The 22,472-nt window shown below is 49.6% G+C and carries 21 protein-coding genes; 15 read left to right on the top strand and 6 right to left on the bottom strand.

All coding sequences use genetic code 11. The features are described 5' to 3' along the window. Positions 1-2 precede the first annotated feature (2 nt). Positions 3-1,388 carry an MFS transporter gene (locus FC814_RS09105; RefSeq protein WP_024212600.1) on the bottom strand — a complete coding sequence of 462 codons (1,386 nt, stop codon included), beginning with the start codon at positions 1,386-1,388 and terminating at the stop codon, positions 3-5. A gap of 783 nt (positions 1,389-2,171) precedes the next feature. Here FC814_RS09105 and FC814_RS09095 point away from each other — a divergent pair. The 3 genes from FC814_RS09095 to FC814_RS09085 are packed head-to-tail and all read left to right on the top strand — an operon-like array spanning position 2,172 to position 6,651. Continuing rightward, on the top strand, positions 2,172-3,404 hold the full coding sequence (locus FC814_RS09095) for an ABC transporter substrate-binding protein (RefSeq protein ID WP_000619303.1): 1,233 nt from the start codon (positions 2,172-2,174) through the stop codon (positions 3,402-3,404). Continuing rightward, positions 3,401-5,368, top strand: a complete 1,968-nt coding sequence (locus FC814_RS09090; protein WP_137325845.1) for an ATP-binding protein — start codon at positions 3,401-3,403, stop codon at positions 5,366-5,368. The genes FC814_RS09095 and FC814_RS09090 overlap by 4 nt, the downstream gene beginning before the upstream one ends. A gap of 2 nt (positions 5,369-5,370) precedes the next feature. Continuing rightward, complete coding sequence (locus FC814_RS09085) at positions 5,371-6,651, top strand: sigma-54 dependent transcriptional regulator (protein WP_000132856.1); 1,281 nt, start codon at positions 5,371-5,373, stop codon at positions 6,649-6,651. Positions 6,652-6,721: 70 nt separating this feature from the next. Here the strand turns inward: FC814_RS09085 and rpmE are convergent, their stop codons facing one another. Beyond that, on the bottom strand, positions 6,722-6,934 hold the full coding sequence (gene rpmE, locus FC814_RS09080; RefSeq protein WP_000710770.1) for a 50S ribosomal protein L31: 213 nt from the start codon (positions 6,932-6,934) through the stop codon (positions 6,722-6,724). 203 nt (positions 6,935-7,137) lie between these two features. On the opposite strand from rpmE, the gene priA reads away from it, so the two are divergent. From priA to rraA, 7 genes are all read left to right on the top strand, one after another. Then, complete coding sequence (gene priA / locus FC814_RS09075) at positions 7,138-9,336, top strand: primosomal protein N' (protein ID WP_024212601.1); 2,199 nt, start codon at positions 7,138-7,140, stop codon at positions 9,334-9,336. Positions 9,337-9,491: 155 nt separating this feature from the next. Continuing rightward, positions 9,492-10,517 (top strand): DNA-binding transcriptional regulator CytR, encoded by a 1,026-nt coding sequence (gene cytR, locus FC814_RS09070; RefSeq protein WP_000644884.1) that lies wholly within the window; start codon positions 9,492-9,494, stop codon positions 10,515-10,517. 91 nt (positions 10,518-10,608) lie between these two features. Then, positions 10,609-11,568, top strand: coding sequence for a cell division protein FtsN (gene ftsN / locus FC814_RS09065; protein WP_000068837.1), 960 nt, complete (start codon positions 10,609-10,611; stop codon positions 11,566-11,568). Positions 11,569-11,660: 92 nt separating this feature from the next. Continuing rightward, complete coding sequence (hslV, locus tag FC814_RS09060; RefSeq protein ID WP_000208242.1) at positions 11,661-12,191, top strand: ATP-dependent protease subunit HslV; 531 nt, start codon at positions 11,661-11,663, stop codon at positions 12,189-12,191. A gap of 9 nt (positions 12,192-12,200) precedes the next feature. Next, complete coding sequence (hslU, locus tag FC814_RS09055) at positions 12,201-13,532, top strand: HslU--HslV peptidase ATPase subunit (RefSeq protein WP_001293348.1); 1,332 nt, start codon at positions 12,201-12,203, stop codon at positions 13,530-13,532. Positions 13,533-13,598: 66 nt separating this feature from the next. Beyond that, positions 13,599-14,525, top strand: coding sequence for a 1,4-dihydroxy-2-naphthoate polyprenyltransferase (menA, locus tag FC814_RS09050; RefSeq protein WP_024212602.1), 927 nt, complete (start codon positions 13,599-13,601; stop codon positions 14,523-14,525). A 92-nt stretch (positions 14,526-14,617) separates the two neighbouring features. Then, positions 14,618-15,103, top strand: coding sequence for a ribonuclease E activity regulator RraA (gene rraA / locus FC814_RS09045; protein ID WP_137325844.1), 486 nt, complete (start codon positions 14,618-14,620; stop codon positions 15,101-15,103). A gap of 83 nt (positions 15,104-15,186) precedes the next feature. Here the strand turns inward: rraA and zapB are convergent, their stop codons facing one another. Continuing rightward, positions 15,187-15,432 (bottom strand): septal ring assembly protein ZapB, encoded by a 246-nt coding sequence (zapB, locus tag FC814_RS09040; RefSeq protein ID WP_001296623.1) that lies wholly within the window; start codon positions 15,430-15,432, stop codon positions 15,187-15,189. A gap of 424 nt (positions 15,433-15,856) precedes the next feature. Here zapB and glpF point away from each other — a divergent pair, with 424 nt between their 5' ends. The 4 genes from glpF to fpr all read left to right on the top strand — a co-directional run bounded on the left by glpF (position 15,857) and on the right by fpr (position 20,315). Beyond that, positions 15,857-16,702 (top strand): glycerol uptake facilitator protein GlpF, encoded by an 846-nt coding sequence (glpF, locus tag FC814_RS09035; RefSeq protein ID WP_000084260.1) that lies wholly within the window; start codon positions 15,857-15,859, stop codon positions 16,700-16,702. A 22-nt stretch (positions 16,703-16,724) separates the two neighbouring features. Beyond that, positions 16,725-18,233 (top strand): glycerol kinase GlpK, encoded by a 1,509-nt coding sequence (gene glpK / locus FC814_RS09030; protein ID WP_000136801.1) that lies wholly within the window; start codon positions 16,725-16,727, stop codon positions 18,231-18,233. A 228-nt stretch (positions 18,234-18,461) separates the two neighbouring features. After that, positions 18,462-19,472 (top strand): class II fructose-bisphosphatase, encoded by a 1,011-nt coding sequence (gene glpX, locus FC814_RS09025; RefSeq protein WP_137325843.1) that lies wholly within the window; start codon positions 18,462-18,464, stop codon positions 19,470-19,472. 96 nt (positions 19,473-19,568) lie between these two features. Further along, complete coding sequence (gene fpr, locus FC814_RS09020) at positions 19,569-20,315, top strand: ferredoxin--NADP(+) reductase (RefSeq protein ID WP_032226782.1); 747 nt, start codon at positions 19,569-19,571, stop codon at positions 20,313-20,315. A 4-nt stretch (positions 20,316-20,319) separates the two neighbouring features. Here the strand turns inward: fpr and uspD are convergent, their stop codons facing one another. The 3 genes from uspD to FC814_RS09005 all read right to left on the bottom strand — a co-directional run bounded on the left by uspD (position 20,320) and on the right by FC814_RS09005 (position 21,711). After that, entirely contained in the window at positions 20,320-20,748 is a 429-nt protein-coding gene (gene uspD, locus FC814_RS09015; RefSeq protein WP_000323549.1) for a universal stress protein UspD, read from the bottom strand. An 11-nt stretch (positions 20,749-20,759) separates the two neighbouring features. Next, positions 20,760-21,059, bottom strand: coding sequence for a DUF406 domain-containing protein (locus tag FC814_RS09010; protein WP_137325842.1), 300 nt, complete (start codon positions 21,057-21,059; stop codon positions 20,760-20,762). 211 nt (positions 21,060-21,270) lie between these two features. After that, positions 21,271-21,711, bottom strand: a complete 441-nt coding sequence (locus FC814_RS09005; RefSeq protein ID WP_000155269.1) for a DUF805 domain-containing protein — start codon at positions 21,709-21,711, stop codon at positions 21,271-21,273. A 100-nt stretch (positions 21,712-21,811) separates the two neighbouring features. On the opposite strand from FC814_RS09005, the gene FC814_RS09000 reads away from it, so the two are divergent. Continuing rightward, the gene (locus FC814_RS09000) at positions 21,812-22,411 is read left to right on the top strand and encodes a YiiQ family protein (RefSeq protein WP_000834910.1); all 600 of its coding nucleotides are present in this window, start codon (positions 21,812-21,814) and stop codon (positions 22,409-22,411) included. Positions 22,412-22,472 lie beyond the last annotated feature (61 nt).

The raw sequence follows: 22,472 nt of genomic DNA, 5'->3' as shown, positions 1-22,472 counted from the left end.
ATCTAACTTTTGCTGCTCTGAAGCTCTTGCGAAAACTCAGCAACGTCATTTTGACGCTGTCGTTCCATGGCGATCGCGCCAAAGTGCGTTAACGTACAGAAAATAATGCAGCAGATAACACCAGCAAGCAGAAGATAAAAACCGCCATCCCAACCAACCTGATCGACCATAACACCAAACAGACTTGTTCCAAGCGTTGCGCCAAGAATATAGCTCATAAAACCACGCAAACCGACTGCGGAACCCACGGCAAAACTGGGGACAATTTCCATTGTCTGAACAGAAGCCAGGAACTGCGGTACATAGATAAGGCAGCCTACGCAAGCAGCAAAAATGGTAATAGAGAGCAGAGAGTCACTTTTCCAGTAGCCCAGCAGGCAGAAGAAAATTAATACCATACTGATAATAGCGGGTGGCATACGGCGACCACGAAATAATTTATCACTCAACCAACCAGCAAATAATGTAGTTGGAATCGCCGCCCATTCGAAGATTAAAAATGCCGTGCTCATTTCAGTCTTCGTAAAATGTTTCACACTTAACAGGTAAATAGGCAACCAACTGATAATTCCGAAACGCACCATATAGACAAAAACATCAACGAAAGAGACGAACCATGCGTTCTTGTTTTTTAGCACATAGGTACAAAAAATTTGCCAGGCCGTCATATCTTCCGGCGCACGATCATCTTTTGCTTTAATGCTGACGTCGTCCGGGACGATTTCGCTTAATGGCGGCAAACCTTCACTTACGGGCGAACCTTTACCTGACATCAGTACCACTATAGCAATGACAACAGATACAATCGCTGGAACAACATATGTTGCTATTTTCCAGTGTTCAGTCCCCAGCACAGCAAATGCACCACCAACAATCGGAGCAACAATACCGCCCCCGACATTGTGTGAAATATTCCAGACCGCACCGACGATGCCTCGTTCTTTACGAGGGAACCAGTTGGCTATTGTAATAAACGAAGGACCAACCCCCATTCCTTGAAAGAGACCGTTTAAAACAACAAGTCCCGCAAACATCCAGAAAGCAAAACTAAATCCAAGCGCCACGTTAACGAGAGCACAAAGAACCAAACCCACAGCCATATAGACTTTAGGATTCGCTTTATCTGCCAGACTACTCATTACCCCTTTACTAATACCGTAGGCGATCAGCATACAACTGCTAAGTAGACCTATTTGAGTCGCAGACAGATTAAGATCTTGCTTTAAATAAGGTGTGGAAAGAACAAAGTTATTCCTGACAATATAATACGAAAGATAACCGATAAATACGCTAAATAGCGCCTGCATACGATAACGATTATACGTATTCTTTATTTCACTTTCAGGAACCTTATGTGTTGCCACTTTAGGTTTCAATAGAGAAAGCATATATCACCTTCCAGTTCATAGAGTTATTTGAAACAGCAATGCCAGTTGCTACTCTCTGAAGAGTATTGCAAAAGCCCTTGCTTCATTGGTTTTAAAGATAGTGAAGCAAGTGAGTTTAAGTTACAATACAGGGCATATGAGTCAAAACTGACTCAAAAATACAAATATCATGTTCCATTTCTTTCCCATTTTTATATCTCAAAATAGAACAAAGCCATTATTTCAGCATTAACGGGTTACAACAGCCCCAATAAAAAAATAATGACTTTTATTAATTTTTTCAGTTTTTGAGGTCAGTCACATATTTTGCATCCATATACGTGATCATTGAAGAGACTCGATTTTGCCCTGTTGGAAGATCATGCTACGCAACATGAAAATTTTCATCACCGTTCAACAACCAGCAGGGATTAAGGATTTTCATGTTATCCTTCGTGATAAGCACATTTGCGCTCAAGTTAAAGCGATTGTTCCGGCTTCTGAAGGCTGGTGCAAAGAAACAATAGAATCCGGTCAGGGCCTGAATCCGATAGCACGAATATCGAAATTAATTACCGGAAATAGCTGTAACAATCGCTATTTCCGCAAGATACACATGTTCAGAGGTGCAATATTGATCTTTTTTTGATAACCGCTTCCGGATATAGTGACGCTCGTTACATCTGAATTAATGAAATTTCCGATACTGACACCAGCGTCTTACAGTCATTATGTATATTAGCTAACGGATAATGATATGAATTACAGCGTAAGAGTTTTTCTCTCGTTAATAGGATTTTTGACATGATTCGTATTATACAACGAGCATTAATCTGTTGGGTTTTATGCGTCAATGTCACCTCAGCGCAAGAGCTGGTGATTGCAACAACGCTTTCTTCGGAAGCGACGGAACACATTATTAGTCAATGGCAAAAACAACCACTGGCAACCAAAATCCGAACGCTTAACCGAACCAGTGCATCCATTGAGCGCCTGCTAGAAAATCCATTGGGTGAAAATATTGATCTGGTACTGAGTTCATCCCCCATGTTGCTACAGCGGTTGCAAAGTAAAAATCTGCTCCAGCCTTTTAATAATCAAATCGAAACAAGCAGAAAGTTAGTCCCCGAATCTATTCGCTCAACCACCGTTGCGGTTGCGGTATCGGGCTATGGCATCCTGATCAATGTGGCGCATCTGGAAGATAAAAATGAGCCAGTGCCTACTTCATGGAAGGAATTGAGCAGGTCACGTTATCAAGGAACACTATTAATGAGCAGCCCTTCACGTTCAGATACCACACATCTGATGATTGAAGATCTCCTGCAACAACAAGGATGGAGTAATGGTTGGGGTACGCTACTGAAAATAGGCGGTAATCTCGCTACCATTTCATCTCGCAGCTTTGGCGTAGCAAATAAGATCAGTACAGGGCTGGGTGACGCAGGTCCAGTCATCGACAATTACGCTAACGTACTGCTTAATAATTCAACTTTACGTTTCAGTTATTTCCCCAACTCTCGCGCAGCGCCAATGTTTATTGCCATCGCAAACGGCAGTAAACACCCACAGGAGGCGGGGCGTTTTATTAATTTTTTGTTGAGCCAGGAAGGACAACAGGCATTGAGCGATTCTGATTCAGGAAAGTATCCGGTATATCCGCTACCCTCCGGTACTCCACTCGCGGATCAACAATTGCGATTATTTGCCTCTCCTTCCCTTGATTATCCGTTGATTATGCAGCGCCAAAAGCTTGTGCAATTGTTATTTGATAATGCGATTACTGTTCGCCTTACCGAACTTCAAAACAGCTGGAAATCATTATATGCCGCAGAACATCGGCTTAAGCGTAAATTGCCAGATGTGCGTGCATTATTAACAGCAGTTCCTGTTACCCCGGAGCAGTCCGTTAATGCCATGTACCTGCAGCAATTCGAACTGCAATCAGGCTTTCGTGAAGCTCAGCTCATGGCATGGCAGCAGTTTTTCCTGCATCAGCAGCAATTGGTGAACACACAACTTGAGTCGTTAAAGTGAAACAACTACATACTATAGGGACGAGCTTACGGCTCGCCTTTGTTTTTAGCGCCATTCTTACGCTATTCGTTAGCGTAGTCAGCCTCTATTCCTGGTATGAACAAAATTCTCAGGTTCGCTACGCGCTTGATGATTATTTCCCGAGGATTCAGGCTTCATTTCTTTTTGAAGAAAACCTCACCGCATTGGTAAACGAATTTAATGAGCTGCAACAAACCACCAATACCGCTAGTCGTCTTCAGGTGAGGAAGCAAATTGAACAACGGCTACAGAAAATTAAGGCCATTAATCCTCATCTTGATTCAGTACATCAACGTGCGCTTAACCAACAGGTCGCCAGTAGTGACAGACTGCTTAACAAGCTCGATAACGCATTGAACAACAACAATCAGGAAAAAGGAAAACTCGACGTTATATCCTCAAGAGTTAACTGGCTGCATGATGACTTTAATAATGAACTCAACTCACTTACCCAGGATTTAAGTTGGCAACAATCGTCGTTGCTAAATCAACTCAGCCAACGAAAAGATCTGCCCGAAAAAGAGAGTTTGCAAAATGCTCAGCAAACTATTCAAAAAGAATTGCAGCTCGTTTTCGAACTTTCACATATAGAAACCCAAATCGTCAGTACGCTAAAGGAGATGCTTAACACGCATAGCAGAGATATAGACGCGTTGAAACAACATATTCAGTATTTGAATTTTTTGAAACACAGCATTGACGAAAATGTGCGGTCGTTATCTTCTTATTCCAGTACCATCACATTACACCAGACAGTTTATTCCTTGTGGGAACTGGGTACTCAGCAAAATTATCTACCCGGAACCCTGGCTGCCTGGCAACAAGCTCAACAAACTCTCATGAGTACTATCGGGGATAAAGAGCGTGTATTTACGCAAATACGTGCTCAATTAGAAACGCAATTAGGTAATAGCCATCAACAATTACAAACATTCAATCTACGATTGGAAAAAATAATGCAAATCAGCGGGTTATTGATTTTGGCAGCTATGGTTACCGCCTTACTGTTCGTTATTCTGGTAAATTACCTCTACATTCGTCCCAGAATGATCCGCCGATTTCGGTTACTGAATGATTCCGTTGTCAAGTTAAGCAATGGTGAACTCGATGCTGATATCCCTGTCTCCGGTAACGATGAACTTGGGAGAATTGCCAACCTGCTCCGCCAGACCATTGAGAAAATTAATCAACAGCAACGTCAACTGGGACAGGAAATATGCGAGCGTATCGCGACAGAAAAAAACCTTCGTACAACGCAAAGTGAATTGATCCAAACTGCAAAACTGGCCGTGGTTGGGCAGACAATGACAACACTGGCACATGAAATTAATCAACCACTTAATGCCTTATCTATGTATCTTTTCAGCGCCAACCGCGCGCTGGAACAACAAGACGTTGGTTTGGTGAAAAATTATATTGTTACTATGCGATCGTTAGTCGAGCGCATGGATAACATCGTTAAAAGATTGCGCAACTTCGCCCGCCGTCGAGATAGTGAACTGGCTGGCGGTGCAATCAATTTACAGCAGGTAATTTATTCGTCCTGGGAACTTCTGGCGTTGAAACATCGATCACAGAAGGCCTCTCTTCACTACCCTGATAATTTCCCTGCCGTTTATGGTGATGATGTCTTGATTCAACAAGTTTTAGTTAATTTGTTTACGAATGCCCTGGAAGCCAGTCTGGAGCAATCACCCACAATAACCATCAGCTTTGAAGAAGAAGCCTCCACTGTAACGCTATATATTGCTGATAATGGAAAAGGCTGGCCAGTGCATCTGGCTGATCGACTATTAACGCCTTTTACCACGGACAAAGCTGTAGGTTTGGGTATTGGCCTTTCGATTAGCCATTCTATTATGCGCCAGTGCCAGGGAGAGTTATATATCGCGTCAACTCTCGACCGCCATGCGCTGGTTATTCTACGTTTCAGGAAACTTTAAGCATGACAGACACTACCCCAACAATTCTGTTAATTGATGACGACAATGATGTTCTGCTAGCCTACAGCACTCTCTTACAGCAAGAGGGTTATGTCGTATGTACCTGTAGCAACCCTTCTGAGGCTCTACAATTACTGCAAAATACGTGGGAAGGCATCGTGGTGTGCGACGTTTGTATGCCGGATATTTCAGGCATCACGCTGCTGGAAAAAATAATGCTTATCGACCCTCATCTTCCCATTCTGATGATCACCGGGCATGGCGATGTCCCCATGGCCGTTGAAGCAGTAAAAAAGGGAGCGTGGGATTTCCTGCAAAAGCCGATCAATCCAGAACAATTTCTCTCACTTATCGAAAAAGCACTGGCTGAACGTGAAGCTTATCTGGAACAAAAAAAATGGCGACACGCTCAGTTTAATCGGCACTTAATCGGTAACAGTGGTTGGATTCGCCAGACACGTCAACAGCTTGAAACGCTGGCAGAAACCGATCTTCCCGTCTGCTTTTACGGCGAACCTGGCACAGGAAGAACATTAGCCGCCCACTATCTTCATCAATTTAGTTCTCGCAAGGAAAGACCTTTAATTGAACGCACACTCAGCGCCAATAGCCAGCAGCCGTTGGAAGAATGGGTGAAAGAAGCAGAAGGTGGCACGCTGTTATTAAAAGAACTTGAGCATTTAACGCCAGAAAATCAGCGCGCCTTGATCCAGTACCAGGAAAGACCCCAGGATCGGTCATTTCGTCTGATTGTTGTTAATCAAAGCCCTCTGGCTGAACTGGCTGCCGCACAAAAAATTATTCCTGCATTGTATTTTCTTTTTTCACTCACCCACATTGAATGCCCACCACTCTGCCAGCGTCCGGGGGATATTGAACCTATTTTTCACCATTATCTGACCCTCACCTGTAAACGATTAAATCGCCAGCAGCCACTGCTGGGAAAAGCTTTTTATAAGCGACTGATGGCGCGTACCTGGCCTGGTAATATTATTGAATTGGTGAATGCGGCAGAACTGGTGGCAGTCGGCGTTTTAATGCTGGACGATTCGGTCAGTTTGCAGATGATGGAGACGGATCCAGCCCCGCTGGATGAACTCGTAGAATCTTATGAAAGACAAATAATTATTGATGCTCTCAACTTCCATCAGGGTCGTATCAACGACGTTGCCGATTACTTTCAGATACCCAGGAAAAAGCTGTATTTGCGCATGAAAAAATACGGTATTGATAAAATGGATTTTCGCTATGAGAAGAAAGATAAAAAGACACAAACTCAATGAGTTATGTTGATAATGTAGGTTTTCAGGCACAAAAAAAGCGCCGTGCGGCGCTTTTTTCGGAAATCCGGTCTTATTTGCTGCCCGGGATGCTGAAACGCTTGTTGAAGCGGTCAACACGGCCACCGGTAGCAACATCACGCTGTTTGCCAGTGAAGAACGGGTGGCACTTGCTGCACACGTCGAGGTTCAGGTCATGACCAACGGTGGAGCGGATTTTCATTACGTTACCGCAAGAGCAGCTAGCAGTAATTTCTTCGTATTTCGGGTGAATATCTTTTTTCATGGGAAAACCTCGGTTTAAGGCCGCGTCGCTCTTCCAGCCCTAACGCCAGACACCACGCGATGTTTAAAGTATAGTTTCAATACGATCATTTCGTATCAAAGGCGCCGAATCATACAGAAATTAACCAGCGTATGCAAACTGATCCGCACTCCTCTACGGCAATGTGTATACTGTTCCACCGAATTTCAAGTCAGGATGATGCTATGCCCGTTGCTCACGTTGCCTTGCCCGTTCCGCTTCCCCGAACCTTTGACTATCTGCTGCCTGAAGGCATGACGGTTAAAGCCGGGTGTCGCGTGCGCGTGCCGTTTGGTAAACAGCAGGAGCGCATCGGGATTGTGGTGTCCGTTAGCGATGTCAGCGAGCTGCCGCTCAACGAGCTAAAAGCGGTAGTTGAAGTGCTGGACGTTGAGCCGGTATTTACTCACTCCGTCTGGCGATTACTGCTATGGGCGGCGGATTATTATCATCATCCAATTGGCGATGTGTTGTTTCATGCCTTGCCGATTTTACTGCGCCAGGGGCGACCTGCAGCGAACGCGCCCATGTGGTACTGGTTTGCCACCGAGCACGGTCAGGCGGTAGATATCAACAGCCTGAAACGTTCGCCAAAGCAACAACAGGCACTGGCGGCATTGCGACAAGGGAAAATCTGGCGCGACCAGGTTGCCACTCTCGAATTTAATGATGCCGCGCTACAGGCACTGCGCAAAAAAGGTCTGTGTGATTTAGCAAGTGAAACACCAGAGTTTAGTGACTGGCGAACGAACTACGCCGTTTCTGGCGAGCGGTTGCGACTGAATACTGAACAAGCCACCGCCGTTGGCGCCATCCATAGCGCGGCAGATACCTTTTCCGCCTGGCTGCTGGCGGGCGTCACCGGCTCCGGTAAAACGGAAGTTTATCTAAGCGTGCTGGAAAACGTGCTCGCCCAGGGCAAACAGGCGCTGGTAATGGTGCCGGAAATCGGCCTGACACCGCAAACTATCGCCCGTTTTCGTGAACGCTTTAATGCCCCCGTGGAAGTTCTGCATTCTGGCCTGAACGACAGCGAACGCCTTTCGGCGTGGCTAAAAGCGAAAAATGGCGAGGCGGCGATTGTGATTGGCACCCGCTCCGCGCTGTTTACACCGTTTAAAAATCTCGGCGTGATTGTCATCGATGAAGAGCACGACAGCTCCTACAAGCAACAGGAAGGCTGGCGCTACCATGCCCGCGACCTGGCGGTGTATCGCGCGCACAGTGAGCAAATCCCAATTATTCTCGGTTCGGCAACGCCGGCACTTGAAACGTTATGCAACGTGCAGCAGAAAAAATACCGTCTGCTGCGCCTGACGCGTCGGGCGGGTAATGCGCGTCCGGCAATTCAACACGTGCTGGATTTAAAAGGTCAGAAGGTGCAGGCGGGGCTGGCTCCGGCGTTGATCAGCCGTATGCGCCAGCATTTACAGGCCGACAACCAGGTTATCCTCTTTCTTAACCGCCGGGGTTTTGCGCCTGCGCTGCTGTGCCACGACTGTGGCTGGATAGCCGAATGCCCGCGTTGCGATCACTACTACACATTGCATCAGGCGCAGCAGCATCTGCGCTGTCATCACTGCGACAGCCAGCGCCCAGTGCCGCGCCAGTGCCCTTCCTGCGGCTCCACGCATCTTGTGCCGGTGGGCCTGGGCACCGAGCAGCTTGAGCAGACGCTTGCCCCGATGTTCCCTGGTGTACCCATTTCACGTATTGATCGTGACACTACCAGCCGCAAAGGTGCGCTGGAACAACAACTGGCGGAAGTACATCGCGGCGGCGCGCGGATTTTGATTGGCACGCAAATGCTGGCGAAAGGTCACCACTTTCCGGATGTCACACTTGTGGCATTACTGGACGTGGACGGTGCGCTGTTTTCTGCCGATTTTCGATCCGCAGAACGTTTCGCCCAGCTTTACACCCAGGTCGCTGGTCGTGCGGGGCGTGCCGGTAAACAGGGCGAAGTGGTGCTGCAAACGCATCATCCGGAACATCCTCTCTTGCAAACATTGCTCTATAAAGGCTATGACGCCTTTGCAGAACAGGCGCTGGCCGAGCGGCGTATGATGCAGCTACCACCGTGGACCAGCCACGTGATTGTGCGCGCCGAAGATCATAACAATCAGCACGCGCCGCTGTTCCTGCAACAGTTGCGAAATCTCATCCTCTCCAGTCCGCTGGCGGATGAGAAACTGTGGGTTCTCGGCCCGGTTCCAGCACTGGCACCCAAACGTGGCGGTCGCTGGCGCTGGCAGATCCTGCTGCAACATCCTTCCCGCGTGCGCTTACAGCACATCATTAACGGTACGCTGGCGCTTATTAATACAATACCGGATTCACGGAAAGTGAAATGGGTGCTGGATGTCGATCCTATTGAGGGTTAAACCGCTAACGATGCGAGGCGGATCGAAAAATTAAATATTCATCACACTTTTCATGAAAATTCTGTAACCGTTTTCACGCGCTATCTGCTAAAAATGTTGCCGATGTGAAGTAAACACGGATGTAGTACGCCTGACGTGCCAGGCGAGGAGTGAGAGTGAAAGCGAAGAAGCAGGAAACTGCCGCAACCATGAAAGACGTCGCCCTGAAAGCAAAAGTCTCTACGGCAACCGTCTCCCGAGCGTTAATGAATCCAGATAAGGTCTCCCTGGCGACTCGTAACCGGGTTGAAAAAGCCGCCCGGGATGTGGGTTATTTACCGCAGCCGATGGGGCGTAACGTCAAGCGTAATGAGTCCCGCACCATTCTGGTGATTGTCCCGGATATCTGTGATCCCTTCTTTAGCGAAATTATTCGCGGAATCGAAATTACGGCAGCAAGTCATGGGTATCTGGTACTGATTGGCGACTGTGCACATCAAAACCAGCAGGAAAAAACCTTTATCGATTTGATAATCACTAAGCAAATTGATGGCATGTTGCTGCTCGGTTCAAGGCTGCCGTTTGATGCCAGCATTGAGGAACAGCGTAATCTGCCGCCGATGGTGATGGCGAACGAATTTGCACCGGAGCTGGAACTGCCTACAGTTCATATCGACAACCTGACCGCTGCATTTGATGCGGTAAATTACCTGTATGAACAGGGGCATAAATTGATCGGCTGTATTGCTGGGCCGGAAGAAATGCCGCTGTGTCACTATCGCCTGCAAGGCTACGTTCAGGCTCTGCGTCGCTGCGGAATTATGGTTGATCCACAATACATCGCCCGTGGCGACTTCACCTTCGACGCCGGAAGCAAAGCCATGCAGCAGTTGCTCGACCTTCCGCAACCGCCAACTGCTGTTTTCTGTCATAGCGATGTGATGGCACTTGGCGCACTTTCGCAGGCAAAACGTCAGGGGCTGAAAGTTCCTGATGACCTTTCCATAATCGGTTTTGATAACATCGACCTGACGCAATTTTGTGATCCGCCACTGACAACCATCGCACAGCCGCGCTATGAAATTGGTCGCGAGGCAATGTTGTTATTGCTTGACCAAATGCAGGGGCAAACGGTCGGCAGTGGCTCACGTTTAATGGACTGCGAGCTTATTATCCGGGGATCGACACGCACATTGACTTAAAGTAAACCTTTAAGGCTTCCGTGACTGGTCAAAGGCCCGCCGCTTAAGTAACATGGCGGGCTGACGAACGAATAAATACAGCGAAACGATAGTGGCACAACGAGATTATGTACGCCGCAGCCAACCGGCACCTTCGCGGCGAAAAAAGAGTACCTCACGGAAAAAGCAACGAAATCTGCCTGCGGTTTCTCCCGCAATGGTCGCTATTGCTGCCGCCGTTCTTGTGACCTTTATCGGTGGTCTGTACTTCATTACGCATCACAAGAAAGAAGAGTCCGAGACGCTGCAAAGCCAGAAAGTGACCGGAAACGGACTACCTCCGAAACCGGAAGAACGCTGGCGCTACATTAAAGAGCTGGAAAGTCGCCAGCCGGGTGTGCGTGCGCCAACAGAACCTTCTGCCGGTGGTGAAGTAAAAACGCCGGAGCAACTGACACCAGAACAGCGCCAGCTTCTTGAACAAATGCAGGCCGATATGCGCCAGCAGCCAACGCAGTTAGTTGAAGTTCCGTGGAATGAGCAAACGCCAGAACAGCGCCAGCAAACGCTACAACGCCAGCGTCAGGCGCAGCAGTTAGCGGAACAGCAACGCCTGGCTCAGCAGTCGCGTACGACTGAACAAAGCTGGCAGCAGCAGACGCGTACGTCGCAAGCCGCGCCGGTACAGGCGCAACCGCGCCAGTCTAAACCGGCGTCTACTCAGCAGCCGTACCAGGATCTGCTGCAAACCCCTGCGCACACGACCGCGCAGTCGAAGCCGCAGCAAGCTGCGCCGGTTACTCGTGCCGCTGACGCGCCAAAACCGACGGCGGAGAAAAAAGATGAACGCCGCTGGATGGTACAGTGCGGTTCGTTCAGAGGGGCAGAACAGGCAGAGACAGTACGTGCTCAGCTGGCGTTCGAAGGCTTTGACTCGAAAATTACCACCAACAATGGCTGGAATCGTGTGGTCATTGGCCCGGTGAAAGGCAAAGAGAACGCAGACAGCACCCTCAATCGGTTGAAGATGGCGGGTCATACAAACTGCATTCGGCTCGCTGCCGGGGGTTGAAACCCTCAAAATCCCCCCCATCTATAATTGCATTATGCCCCGTACTTTTGTACGGGGTTTGTACTCTGTATTCGTAACCAAGGGGTCAGCTCGTGACAACTATAGTAAGCGTACGCCGTAACGGCCATGTGGTCATCGCTGGTGATGGTCAGGCCACGTTGGGCAATACCGTAATGAAAGGCAACGTGAAAAAGGTCCGCCGTCTGTACAACGACAAAGTCATCGCGGGCTTTGCGGGCGGTACTGCGGATGCTTTTACGCTGTTCGAACTGTTTGAACGTAAGCTGGAAATGCATCAGGGTCATCTGGTTAAAGCGGCCGTTGAACTGGCAAAAGACTGGCGTACCGATCGCATGTTGCGCAAACTTGAAGCACTGCTGGCAGTCGCAGATGAAACTGCATCGCTTATCATCACCGGTAACGGTGACGTGGTGCAGCCAGAAAACGATCTTATTGCTATCGGCTCCGGCGGCCCTTATGCCCAGGCGGCGGCGCGCGCGCTGTTAGAAAACACTGAACTTAGCGCCCGTGAAATTGCTGAAAAGGCGTTGGATATTGCAGGCGACATTTGCATCTATACCAACCATTTCCACACCATCGAAGAATTAAGCTACAAAGCGTAAGGATCTCCCATGTCTGAAATGACCCCACGCGAAATCGTCAGCGAGCTGGATAAGCACATCATCGGCCAGGACAACGCCAAGCGTTCTGTGGCGATTGCTCTGCGTAACCGCTGGCGCCGTATGCAGCTCAACGAAGAGCTGCGCCATGAAGTGACCCCGAAAAATATCCTGATGATCGGCCCGACCGGCGTCGGTAAAACTGAAATCGCCCGTCGTCTGGCAAAACTGGCTAACGCGCCGTTCATCAAAGTTGAAGCGACCAAATTCACCGAAGTCGGTTATGTGGGTAAAGAAGTCGATTCTATTATCCGCGACCTGACCGATGCCGCCGTGAAAATGGTGCGCGTACAAGCTATCGAGAAAAACCGTTATCGCGCTGAAGAACTGGCAGAAGAACGTATTCTCGACGTGCTGATCCCACCGGCCAAAAACAACTGGGGACAGACCGAACAGCAGCAGGAGCCGTCCGCTGCCCGTCAGGCATTCCGCAAAAAACTGCGTGAAGGCCAGCTCGATGACAAAGAAATCGAGATCGATCTTGCCGCAGCACCGATGGGCGTTGAAATTATGGCGCCTCCGGGAATGGAAGAGATGACCAGCCAGCTGCAATCCATGTTCCAGAACCTGGGCGGTCAGAAACAAAAAGCGCGTAAGCTGAAAATCAAAGACGCCATGAAGCTGCTGATTGAAGAAGAAGCGGCGAAACTGGTGAATCCGGAAGAACTGAAGCAAGACGCTATCGACGCCGTTGAGCAGCACGGGATCGTGTTTATCGACGAAATCGACAAAATCTGTAAGCGCGGCGAGTCTTCCGGTCCGGATGTTTCTCGTGAAGGCGTTCAGCGTGACCTGCTGCCGCTGGTAGAAGGTTGCACCGTTTCTACCAAACACGGGATGGTCAAAACTGACCACATTCTGTTTATCGCTTCTGGCGCATTCCAGGTAGCGAAACCGTCTGACCTGATCCCGGAACTGCAAGGTCGTCTGCCGATCCGCGTCGAACTCCAGGCGCTGACCACCAGCGACTTCGAGCGCATTCTGACCGAACCGAATGCCTCTATCACCGTGCAGTACAAAGCACTGATGGCGACCGAAGGCGTGAATATCGAATTTACGGATTCCGGTATTAAGCGTATCGCGGAAGCGGCATGGCAGGTGAACGAATCTACCGAAAACATCGGTGCACGCCGTTTACATACCGTTCTGGAGCGTTTAATGGAAGAGATTTCCTACGACGCCAGCGATTTAAGCGGTCAAACTATCACCATTGACGCAGATTATGTGAGCAAACATCTGGATGCGTTGGTGGCAGATGAAGATCTGAGCCGTTTTATCCTATAATCGCGTTCAATCATTTTCATCATTGTTTGATGGGGCTGAAAGGCCCCATTTTTATTGGCGCGTATTATGACTGAACAACAAATTAGCCGAACTCAGGCGTGGCTGGAAAGTTTACGACCTAAAACCCTCCCCCTCGCCTTTGCTGCAATTATCGTCGGGACGGCGCTGGCATGGTGGCAAGGTCACTTCGATCCGCTGGTCGCCCTGCTGGCACTGATTACCGCCGGGCTATTACAGATCCTTTCTAACCTCGCCAATGATTACGGCGATGCCGTCAAAGGCAGCGACAAACCTGACCGTATCGGACCACTACGTGGTATGCAAAAAGGGGTTATTACCCAGCAAGAGATGAAACGGGCGCTCATCATTACCGTCGTGCTCATCTGTCTCTCCGGACTGGCGCTGGTCGCAGTGGCGTGCCATACGCTGGCCGATTTTGTCGGCTTCCTGATTCTGGGCGGGTTGTCGATCATCGCCGCAATCACCTACACCGTGGGCAATCGCCCTTATGGTTATATCGGTCTGGGTGATATTTCCGTACTGGTTTTCTTTGGCTGGTTGAGCGTGATGGGGAGCTGGTATTTGCAGGCGCATACGTTGATTCCGGCATTGATCCTTCCGGCGACCGCCTGTGGCCTGCTGGCAACAGCGGTTCTGAATATTAATAACCTGCGTGATATCAATAGCGACCGCGAGAATGGCAAAAACACGCTGGTGGTGCGCTTAGGTGCAGTAAACGCGCGTCGTTACCATGCCTGCCTGCTGATCGGCTCACTGGTGTGCCTGGCGCTGTTTAATCTCTTTTCGCTGCACAGCCTGTGGGGCTGGTTGTTCCTGCTGGCAACGCCGTTACTGGTGAAACAGGCTCGTTATGTGATGCGTGAAATGGATCCGGTAGCGATGCGACCAATGCTGGAACGCACTGTCAAGGGCGCATTACTGACTAACTTGCTGTTTGTTTTAGGGATATTCCTAAGCCAGTGGGCAGCATAACTGACAAATATCAATTAACAATTGATGATTTTGCCAACAACCCACATAGCGCGATATACTGAAAATTCTCGCAGCAACTGAATGTTAAGCCTATGAAATACGATACTTCCGAGCTTTGTGACATCTATCAAGAAGATGTCAACGTCGTGGAACCGCTGTTCTCCAACTTTGGTGGACGGGCGTCGTTTGGCGGACAAATCATCACGGTAAAATGTTTCGAGGACAACGGGTTGCTGTATGATCTGCTCGAACAGAATGGTCGTGGTCGTGTTCTTGTCGTCGATGGCGGTGGTTCTGTTCGTCGCGCACTGGTCGATGCTGAACTGGCGCGTCTGGCAGTACAAAATGAATGGGAAGGCCTGGTCATTTACGGCGCGGTGCGTCAGGTAGATGACCTGGAAGAGCTGGATATCGGCATCCAGGCGATGGCCGTAATTCCGGTCGGTGCTGTTGGCGAAGGCATTGGCGAAAGCGATGTCCGCGTCAACTTTGGCGGCGTCACCTTCTTCTCCGGCGACCATCTCTATGCCGACAATACCGGGATTATTCTTTCTGAAGATCCGCTGGATATCGAGTGATAAAAAAGGCACCGCAAGGTGCCTTTTTTCTGCGTTACCTGTTGCCTACACAGTAAATCAATTACGCGAAAGATGAAGCGTAATCAGACCTCTTCCATGCGACCCAGCAGGGCCTGCAGACGTTCCTGCCAGCCGTTCTGCTGTTCTTTCAGATGGTTGTTCTCACGCTCCAGCTCTTCGCGCTGATGCTGGGCATTTTGAACTTCCTGCGACAGTGAGTTGTTCTTTTCTTTCAGCTCTTCGATTTCCATCTGCAACAAAGTGATGGTATCAATCGCCTGCTGTACTTTTGCTTCCAGTTTCTCAAACACTTCTAATGACATTGTCATACCTCTCCTGAATTGCAAGGCGTTGATGGATATATATCCTCGTCCCGATTATCGGTGACGCCTTAATAAATACGTGCACGTTTTCGTTAGCTCCGATTGTATGAAGCCGCGCCATCTCTGTCCAGCAGCACGCCTTGCAGATTCCGGTTTGCCACACTTTTCATCCTTCTCCTGGTGACATAACCCACGTGAATCGAAAATGTTAAAAAATTTGTTGCAAGAATGATTTAACAAACGTGCATCATGTAAGAAGATGTGAAACAAATGGCGCGATAACGCTCATTTTATGACGCGGCACACACATTTTGATTTCGATATTTCTCGTTTTTGCTCGTTAACGATAAATTCACAGGATGCCTACAAGCATCGTGAACGTCAGTGACTTTCACGCTTACAACAAACATTAACTCTTCAGGATCCGATTATGAGTCAAACATCAACCTTGAAAGGCCAGTGCATTGCCGAATTCCTAGGGACCGGGTTGTTGATTTTTTTCGGTGTGGGTTGCGTTGCAGCACTTAAAGTCGCTGGTGCGTCTTTTGGTCAGTGGGAAATCAGTGTCATTTGGGGACTAGGGGTGGCAATGGCCATCTACCTGACCGCAGGGGTTTCCGGCGCGCATCTTAATCCCGCTGTCACTATTGCGTTGTGGCTGTTTGCCTGTTTCGACAAGCGAAAAGTTATTCCTTTTATCATTTCACAAGTTGCCGGTGCTTTCTGCGCTGCGGCATTAGTTTACGGGCTTTACTACAATTTATTCCTCGACTTCGAACAGACCCATCATATTGTTCGCGGCAGCGTCGAAAGTGTTGATCTGGCGGGCACATTCTCTACTTACCCTAACCCTCATATCAATTTTGTGCAGGCTTTCGCAGTTGAAATGGTGATTACCGCTATTCTGATGGGGCTGATCCTGGCGCTCACGGACGATGGTAACGGTGTACCGCGTGGGCCATTGGCACCGTTGTTGATTGGTCTACTGATTGCGGTCATCGGCGCATCTATGGGTCCATTGACGGGCTTTGCCATGAACCCAGCACGTGACTTCGGTCCGAAAGTCTTTGCCTGGCTGGCGGGCTGGGGCAAGGTCGCCTTTACCGGCGGCAGAGACATTCCTTACTTCCTTGTGCCGCTTTTTGGCCCTATCGTTGGCGCGATTGTAGGTGCATTTGCCTACCGCAAACTGATTGGCCGCCATTTGCCTTGCGATATCTGTGTTGTGGAAGAAAAGGAGATCACAACTCCTTCAGAACAAAAAGCTTCACTGTAATGTGACTACGGGACAATTAAACATGACTGAAAAAAAATATATCGTTGCGCTCGACCAGGGCACCACCAGCTCCCGCGCAGTCGTGATGGATCACGATGCCAACATCATTAGCGTGTCACAGCGCGAATTTGAGCAAATCTACCCAAAACCAGGCTGGGTAGAACACGACCCAATGGAAATCTGGGCCACCCAAAGCTCTACGCTGGTAGAAGTGCTGGCGAAAGCCGATATCAGTTCCGATCAAATTGCAGCTATTGGGATTACTAACCAGCGAGAAACCACTATCGTCTGGGAAAAAGAAACCGGCAAGCCTATCTATAACGCCATTGTCTGGCAGTGCCGTCGTACCGCTGAGATCTGCGAGCATCTCAAGCGCGATGGCATGGAAGAGTACATTCGTAATAACACCGGTCTGGTCATTGACCCGTACTTCTCTGGCACCAAAGTGAAGTGGATCCTCGACCATGTGGAAGGCTCCCGCGAGCGTGCGCGTCGTGGTGAACTGCTGTTTGGTACGGTTGATACCTGGCTAATCTGGAAAATGACTCAAGGTCGCGTTCACGTGACCGATTACACCAACGCGTCTCGCACCATGTTGTTCAACATCCATACTCTGGACTGGGACGACAAAATGCTCGACGCACTGGATATCCCGCGCGAGATGCTGCCTGAAGTGCGTCGCTCTTCGGAAGTGTACGGTCAGACCAACATCGGCGGTAAAGGCGGCACGCGTATTCCGATCGCCGGGATCGCGGGTGATCAGCAGGCGGCGCTATTCGGTCAGTTGTGCGTTAAAGAAGGGATGGCGAAGAATACCTATGGTACAGGCTGCTTTATGCTGATGAATACCGGTGAGAAAGCGGTGACATCAGAAAATGGCCTGCTGACCACCATCGCCTGTGGCCCGACTGGCGAAGTGAATTATGCGCTGGAAGGCGCGGTATTTATGGCGGGCGCGTCCATTCAGTGGCTGCGCGATGAAATGAAACTGATTAGCGACGCCGACGATTCCGAATACTTTGCCACCAAAGTGCAAAATACCAACGGCGTATATGTCGTTCCGGCCTTTACCGGCCTGGGCGCGCCGTACTGGGACCCGTATGCGCGCGGGGCGATTTTCGGTCTGACTCGTGGGGTGAATGCTAACCACATCATCCGCGCGACGCTGGAGTCTATTGCTTATCAGACGCGTGACGTACTGGAAGCAATGCAGGCCGACTCCGGCATTCGTCTGCACGCACTGCGCGTGGATGGCGGCGCGGTGGCGAACAATTTCCTGATGCAGTTCCAGTCTGACATCCTCGGCACGCGCGTTGAGCGCCCGGAAGTGCGCGAAGTGACCGCATTGGGTGCAGCCTATCTTGCTGGTCTGGCGGTTGGCTTCTGGCAGAACCTTGACGAGCTGCAAGAGAAAGCGGTGATTGAACGCGAGTTCCGCCCTGGCATCGAAACCACCGAGCGTAATTACCGTTACGCAGGCTGGAAAAAAGCGGTTAAACGCGCGATGGCGTGGGAAGAACACGAGGAGTGATGCCAGGCATCTGAACGATTGCCTGATGCTGATCGCCTGATGCGACGCTTACGCGTCTTATCAGGCCTACGAGCCGATGCCATTTTGTGTAGGCGGGATAAGGCGTTCACGCCGCATCCGGCATCATGCAGACTCTGAAACCGTGCGGGGGCAACCCCGCACACATCAATAATCCCTCCCTTCCCCTGTGCTACACTTCGCGCCATTCCTTACTGCTTAGAGTTTGCTATGAGACGAGAACTTGCCATCGAATTTTCCCGCGTCACCGAATCTGCGGCGCTGGCTGGCTACAAATGGTTAGGACGCGGCGATAAAAACACCGCTGACGGCGCGGCGGTAAACGCCATGCGTATTATGCTCAACCAGGTCAACATTGACGGCACCATCGTCATTGGTGAAGGCGAAATCGACGAAGCACCGATGCTCTATATTGGTGAAAAAGTCGGTACTGGTCGCGGTGATGCGGTGGATATTGCTGTTGATCCGATTGAAGGCACGCGCATGACGGCGATGGGTCAGGCTAACGCGCTGGCGGTGCTGGCTGTGGGCGATAAGGGCTGCTTCCTCAATGCGCCGGATATGTATATGGAGAAGTTGATCGTCGGACCTGGTGCCAAAGGCATCATCGACCTGAATCTGCCGCTGGCGGATAACCTGCGCAATGTTGCGGCGGCACTCGGCAAACCGTTAAGCGAACTGACGGTCACTATTCTGGCGAAACCGCGCCACGACGCGGTTATCGCAGAAATGCAGCAACTCGGCGTGCGCGTATTTGCCATTCCTGATGGCGATGTCGCAGCCTCGATTCTCACCTGTATGCCAGACAGCGAAGTTGACGTGCTGTACGGTATTGGCGGCGCGCCAGAAGGTGTGGTGTCTGCGGCGGTGATCCGCGCATTAGATGGCGACATGAATGGCCGTCTGCTGGCACGTCATGACGTCAAAGGCGACAACGAAGAGAATCGTCGCATTGGCGAGCAGGAGCTGGCGCGCTGCAAAGCAATGGGCATTGAAGCCGGTAAAGTACTGCGTCTGGGCGATATGGCGCGTAGCGATAACATCATCTTCTCTGCCACCGGTATCACCAAAGGCGATCTGCTGGAAGGGATTAGCCGCAAAGGCAATATCGCCACCACCGAAACGCTGCTGATTCGTGGTAAGTCACGCACCATTCGCCGCATTCAGTCGATTCACTATCTGGATCGCAAAGACCCGGAAATGCAGGTGCATATTCTCTGAGTCATTTGATCGATTGAGCCTTCCAGTCCTTCGGGACTGGAATTTTTTTGTCCGGAGAACGAAGATAAGGCAAGTCAATCAAAACAGGAGAGAAACATGGCTGATTGGGTAACAGGCAAAGTCACTAAAGTGCAGAACTGGACCGACGCCCTGTTTAGTCTCACCGTTCACGCTCCGGTACTTCCATTTACCGCCGGACAATTCACCAAACTTGGCCTTGAAATTGACGGCGAACGCGTCCAGCGCGCCTACTCTTACGTTAATTCTCCCGACAATCCCGACCTGGAGTTTTATCTGGTCACCGTCCCTGATGGCAAATTAAGCCCGCGACTGGCGGCGCTAAAACCGGGTGACGAAGTGCAGGTGGTTAGCGAAGCGGCTGGCTTTTTTGTTCTGGATGAAGTACCAGATTGCGAAACGCTATGGATGCTGGCAACCGGTACAGCGATTGGCCCTTATTTGTCGATTCTGCAATTAGGCAAAGATTTAGATCGCTTCAAAAATTTGGTACTGGTTCACGCCGCGCGTTATGCCTCCGACTTAAGCTATTTGCCACTGATGCAGGAACTGGAAAAACGCTACGAAGGAAAACTGCGCATTCAGACGGTTGTCAGTCGGGAAACGGCAGCGGGCTCACTCACCGGGCGAATACCGGCGTTAATTGAAAGCGGTGAACTGGAAAACGCGGTTGGACTGCCAATGAATAAAGAAACCAGCCATGTGATGCTGTGTGGTAATCCACAGATGGTGCGCGATACGCAACAACTGCTGAAAGAGACCCGGCAGATGACGAAACATTTACGTCGCCGACCGGGTCACATGACAGCGGAGCATTACTGGTAAGCGGTTACTTGTCGATAAATGGCACGATCAAGAGATCCGCACTCAACTTATTGATCATCCCGCGATATGCCGGCATCAAACGGTTGATAAACGAGTGGTGGTGACCACAAACAAGGAGGTCACACTGCTCTTTTTGCATAATTTCCAGCAGTGTTTCCGGCATTTCTCCGCGCTCAATGCGCAGTTTCGTTTTCGGCCACTGAATATTTTTCGTCAGCTTATACAGTTTGTTATCTGACTTATCTTTCAATAGTTGAAGAATATCTTCTGTTGCGGGGAAGTAGATACCCGGATACAACTCACTTAAGCCATCATCAATATGAATTAACGTCAGATGAGCGTCATTATGTCTGGCGAGATCCAGGGCTTTGTTCACCAGTAGGGCATCTTCTTCATTCCCGGAAATTGCCACGCCAATGTGTTTATAAGCCATGTTTAACTCCATTAACCAAGTGAACGCAGTGATAACTCAAAAATAATCATCTCGGCCTGGCATGAGAAGGTGAAAGCTGCATCAAGCTCGACTTGCCCCTCCAGATCTTTAATCTTATAGGCCATGCTGGCGCCTTCATCCGCAGAGGATGCAGTGGCTGCAAGCTCTTTCAGTTTGGTCATAAAGGACTCTGCTTCTTCGCGGGTAGCAAAAAAGCGCGAAAGTTTGCTTGTACAGTTGTCGTTATCAATCACCGTACCGATATCAATCGCACATCCTTTAGTACTGCATTTATCTACGACATCTTTCATAGGGCACCTCTGTATATTCGCCTCTCTGTCGATTGCCACTTAAGAATAATGCGCCGTTAAGGGAAGAACAAACAAGTAATGATCTTATGGATTACCATTTTTTTTGATATTGATTAAGGTTAGGAAATGAGGGAGATTTTCCGGGTATCGTCATTTGCAATATGGAAATAACGATCCCGGATAAAAATAGCAATAAGAGATATATTGCGGATTAATGGCTTGATTTATTCTCAGACTTATACTTTACGTCCAGGGTATCTTTACCAAATTTATTTGCGCCCTGGGTGCCGACAAATGCGCCAAGATCGATAAGCATCATCACCAGAATCAACGTCGGAATAAACCGCCCCACCGCCCATTGCCACACGCCCGGTAAAATCGCCCAGTTACCCGCCAGAAGCATCCACGCTACAATCATCAGAAATGCCCATGCGCCAGAACGCCCACGATCGTGCAGTCGTTTCACCGTCACTGCCGCTGTCGGCCATAACAGGCACACAAGGCAAAACGCGGCGGTCTGGATATCGAGTAATTTTTTAGCCGCCAGTGAGAAAAGCACCAACATGCCAACGATCCAGAGGCCAATCCAAATCCAGAAATCGCGGCGTCCAATACGCCCTTTAAATGAGAATAACCATTGCTGTATGGTCATGTAAGTTCCTTGATGGTTGTCTTTTCCAGGATTCTACCCTTTTGACAAGGGCGACAGATATCGTTTTAATCGAACCCAGTCATAACAAAAGGTACTGCCGATGAAGTCAGGGTGTTCAGTGTTTTTTCTCTTATCTACCGTGTTATCCGTTAGTGCAACGGTGCACGCACAATCGCCTGGCACGGCAACGACAGCGCCCTACCTGCTGGCTGGCGCCCCCACTTTCGATCTCTCCATCAGCCAGTTTCGAGAAGACTTTAACAGCCAGAACCCCAATCTGCCACTGAACGAATTTCGTGCCATCGACAGCAGCCCCGACAAAGCCAACCTGACTCGCGCCGCCAGTAAAATTAACGAGAACTTGTATGCTTCCACGGCGCTTGAGCGCGGCACCTTAAAAATCAAAAGCATTCAAATTACCTGGCTGCCAATCCAGGGGCCAGAGCAAAAAGCCGCTAAAGCGAAAGCCCAGGAATACATGGCAGCAATGATCCGCACACTCACCCCGCTGATGACCAAAACACAAAGTCAGAAAAAGCTGCAGTCACTCCTTACGGCGGGGAAAAACAAACGTTACTACACTGAGACAGAAGGCGCGTTGCGCTATGTTGTCGCGGACAACGGCGAAAAGGGGCTGACCTTCGCTGTTGAACCGATTAAGCTGGCGCTATCTGAAACGCTGGAAGGGTTGAATAAATGACAAAAAGCAAAGCCTTTGCGCCGATGAATCTCTATACTGTTTCACAGACCTGCTGCCCTGC

Origin of the sequence: Escherichia sp. MR, from assembly GCF_005280595.1 — a bacterium.
Lineage (GTDB): Bacteria > Pseudomonadota > Gammaproteobacteria > Enterobacterales > Enterobacteriaceae > Escherichia > Escherichia ruysiae.
This window is presented reverse-complemented; position numbering and strand designations above follow the sequence as displayed.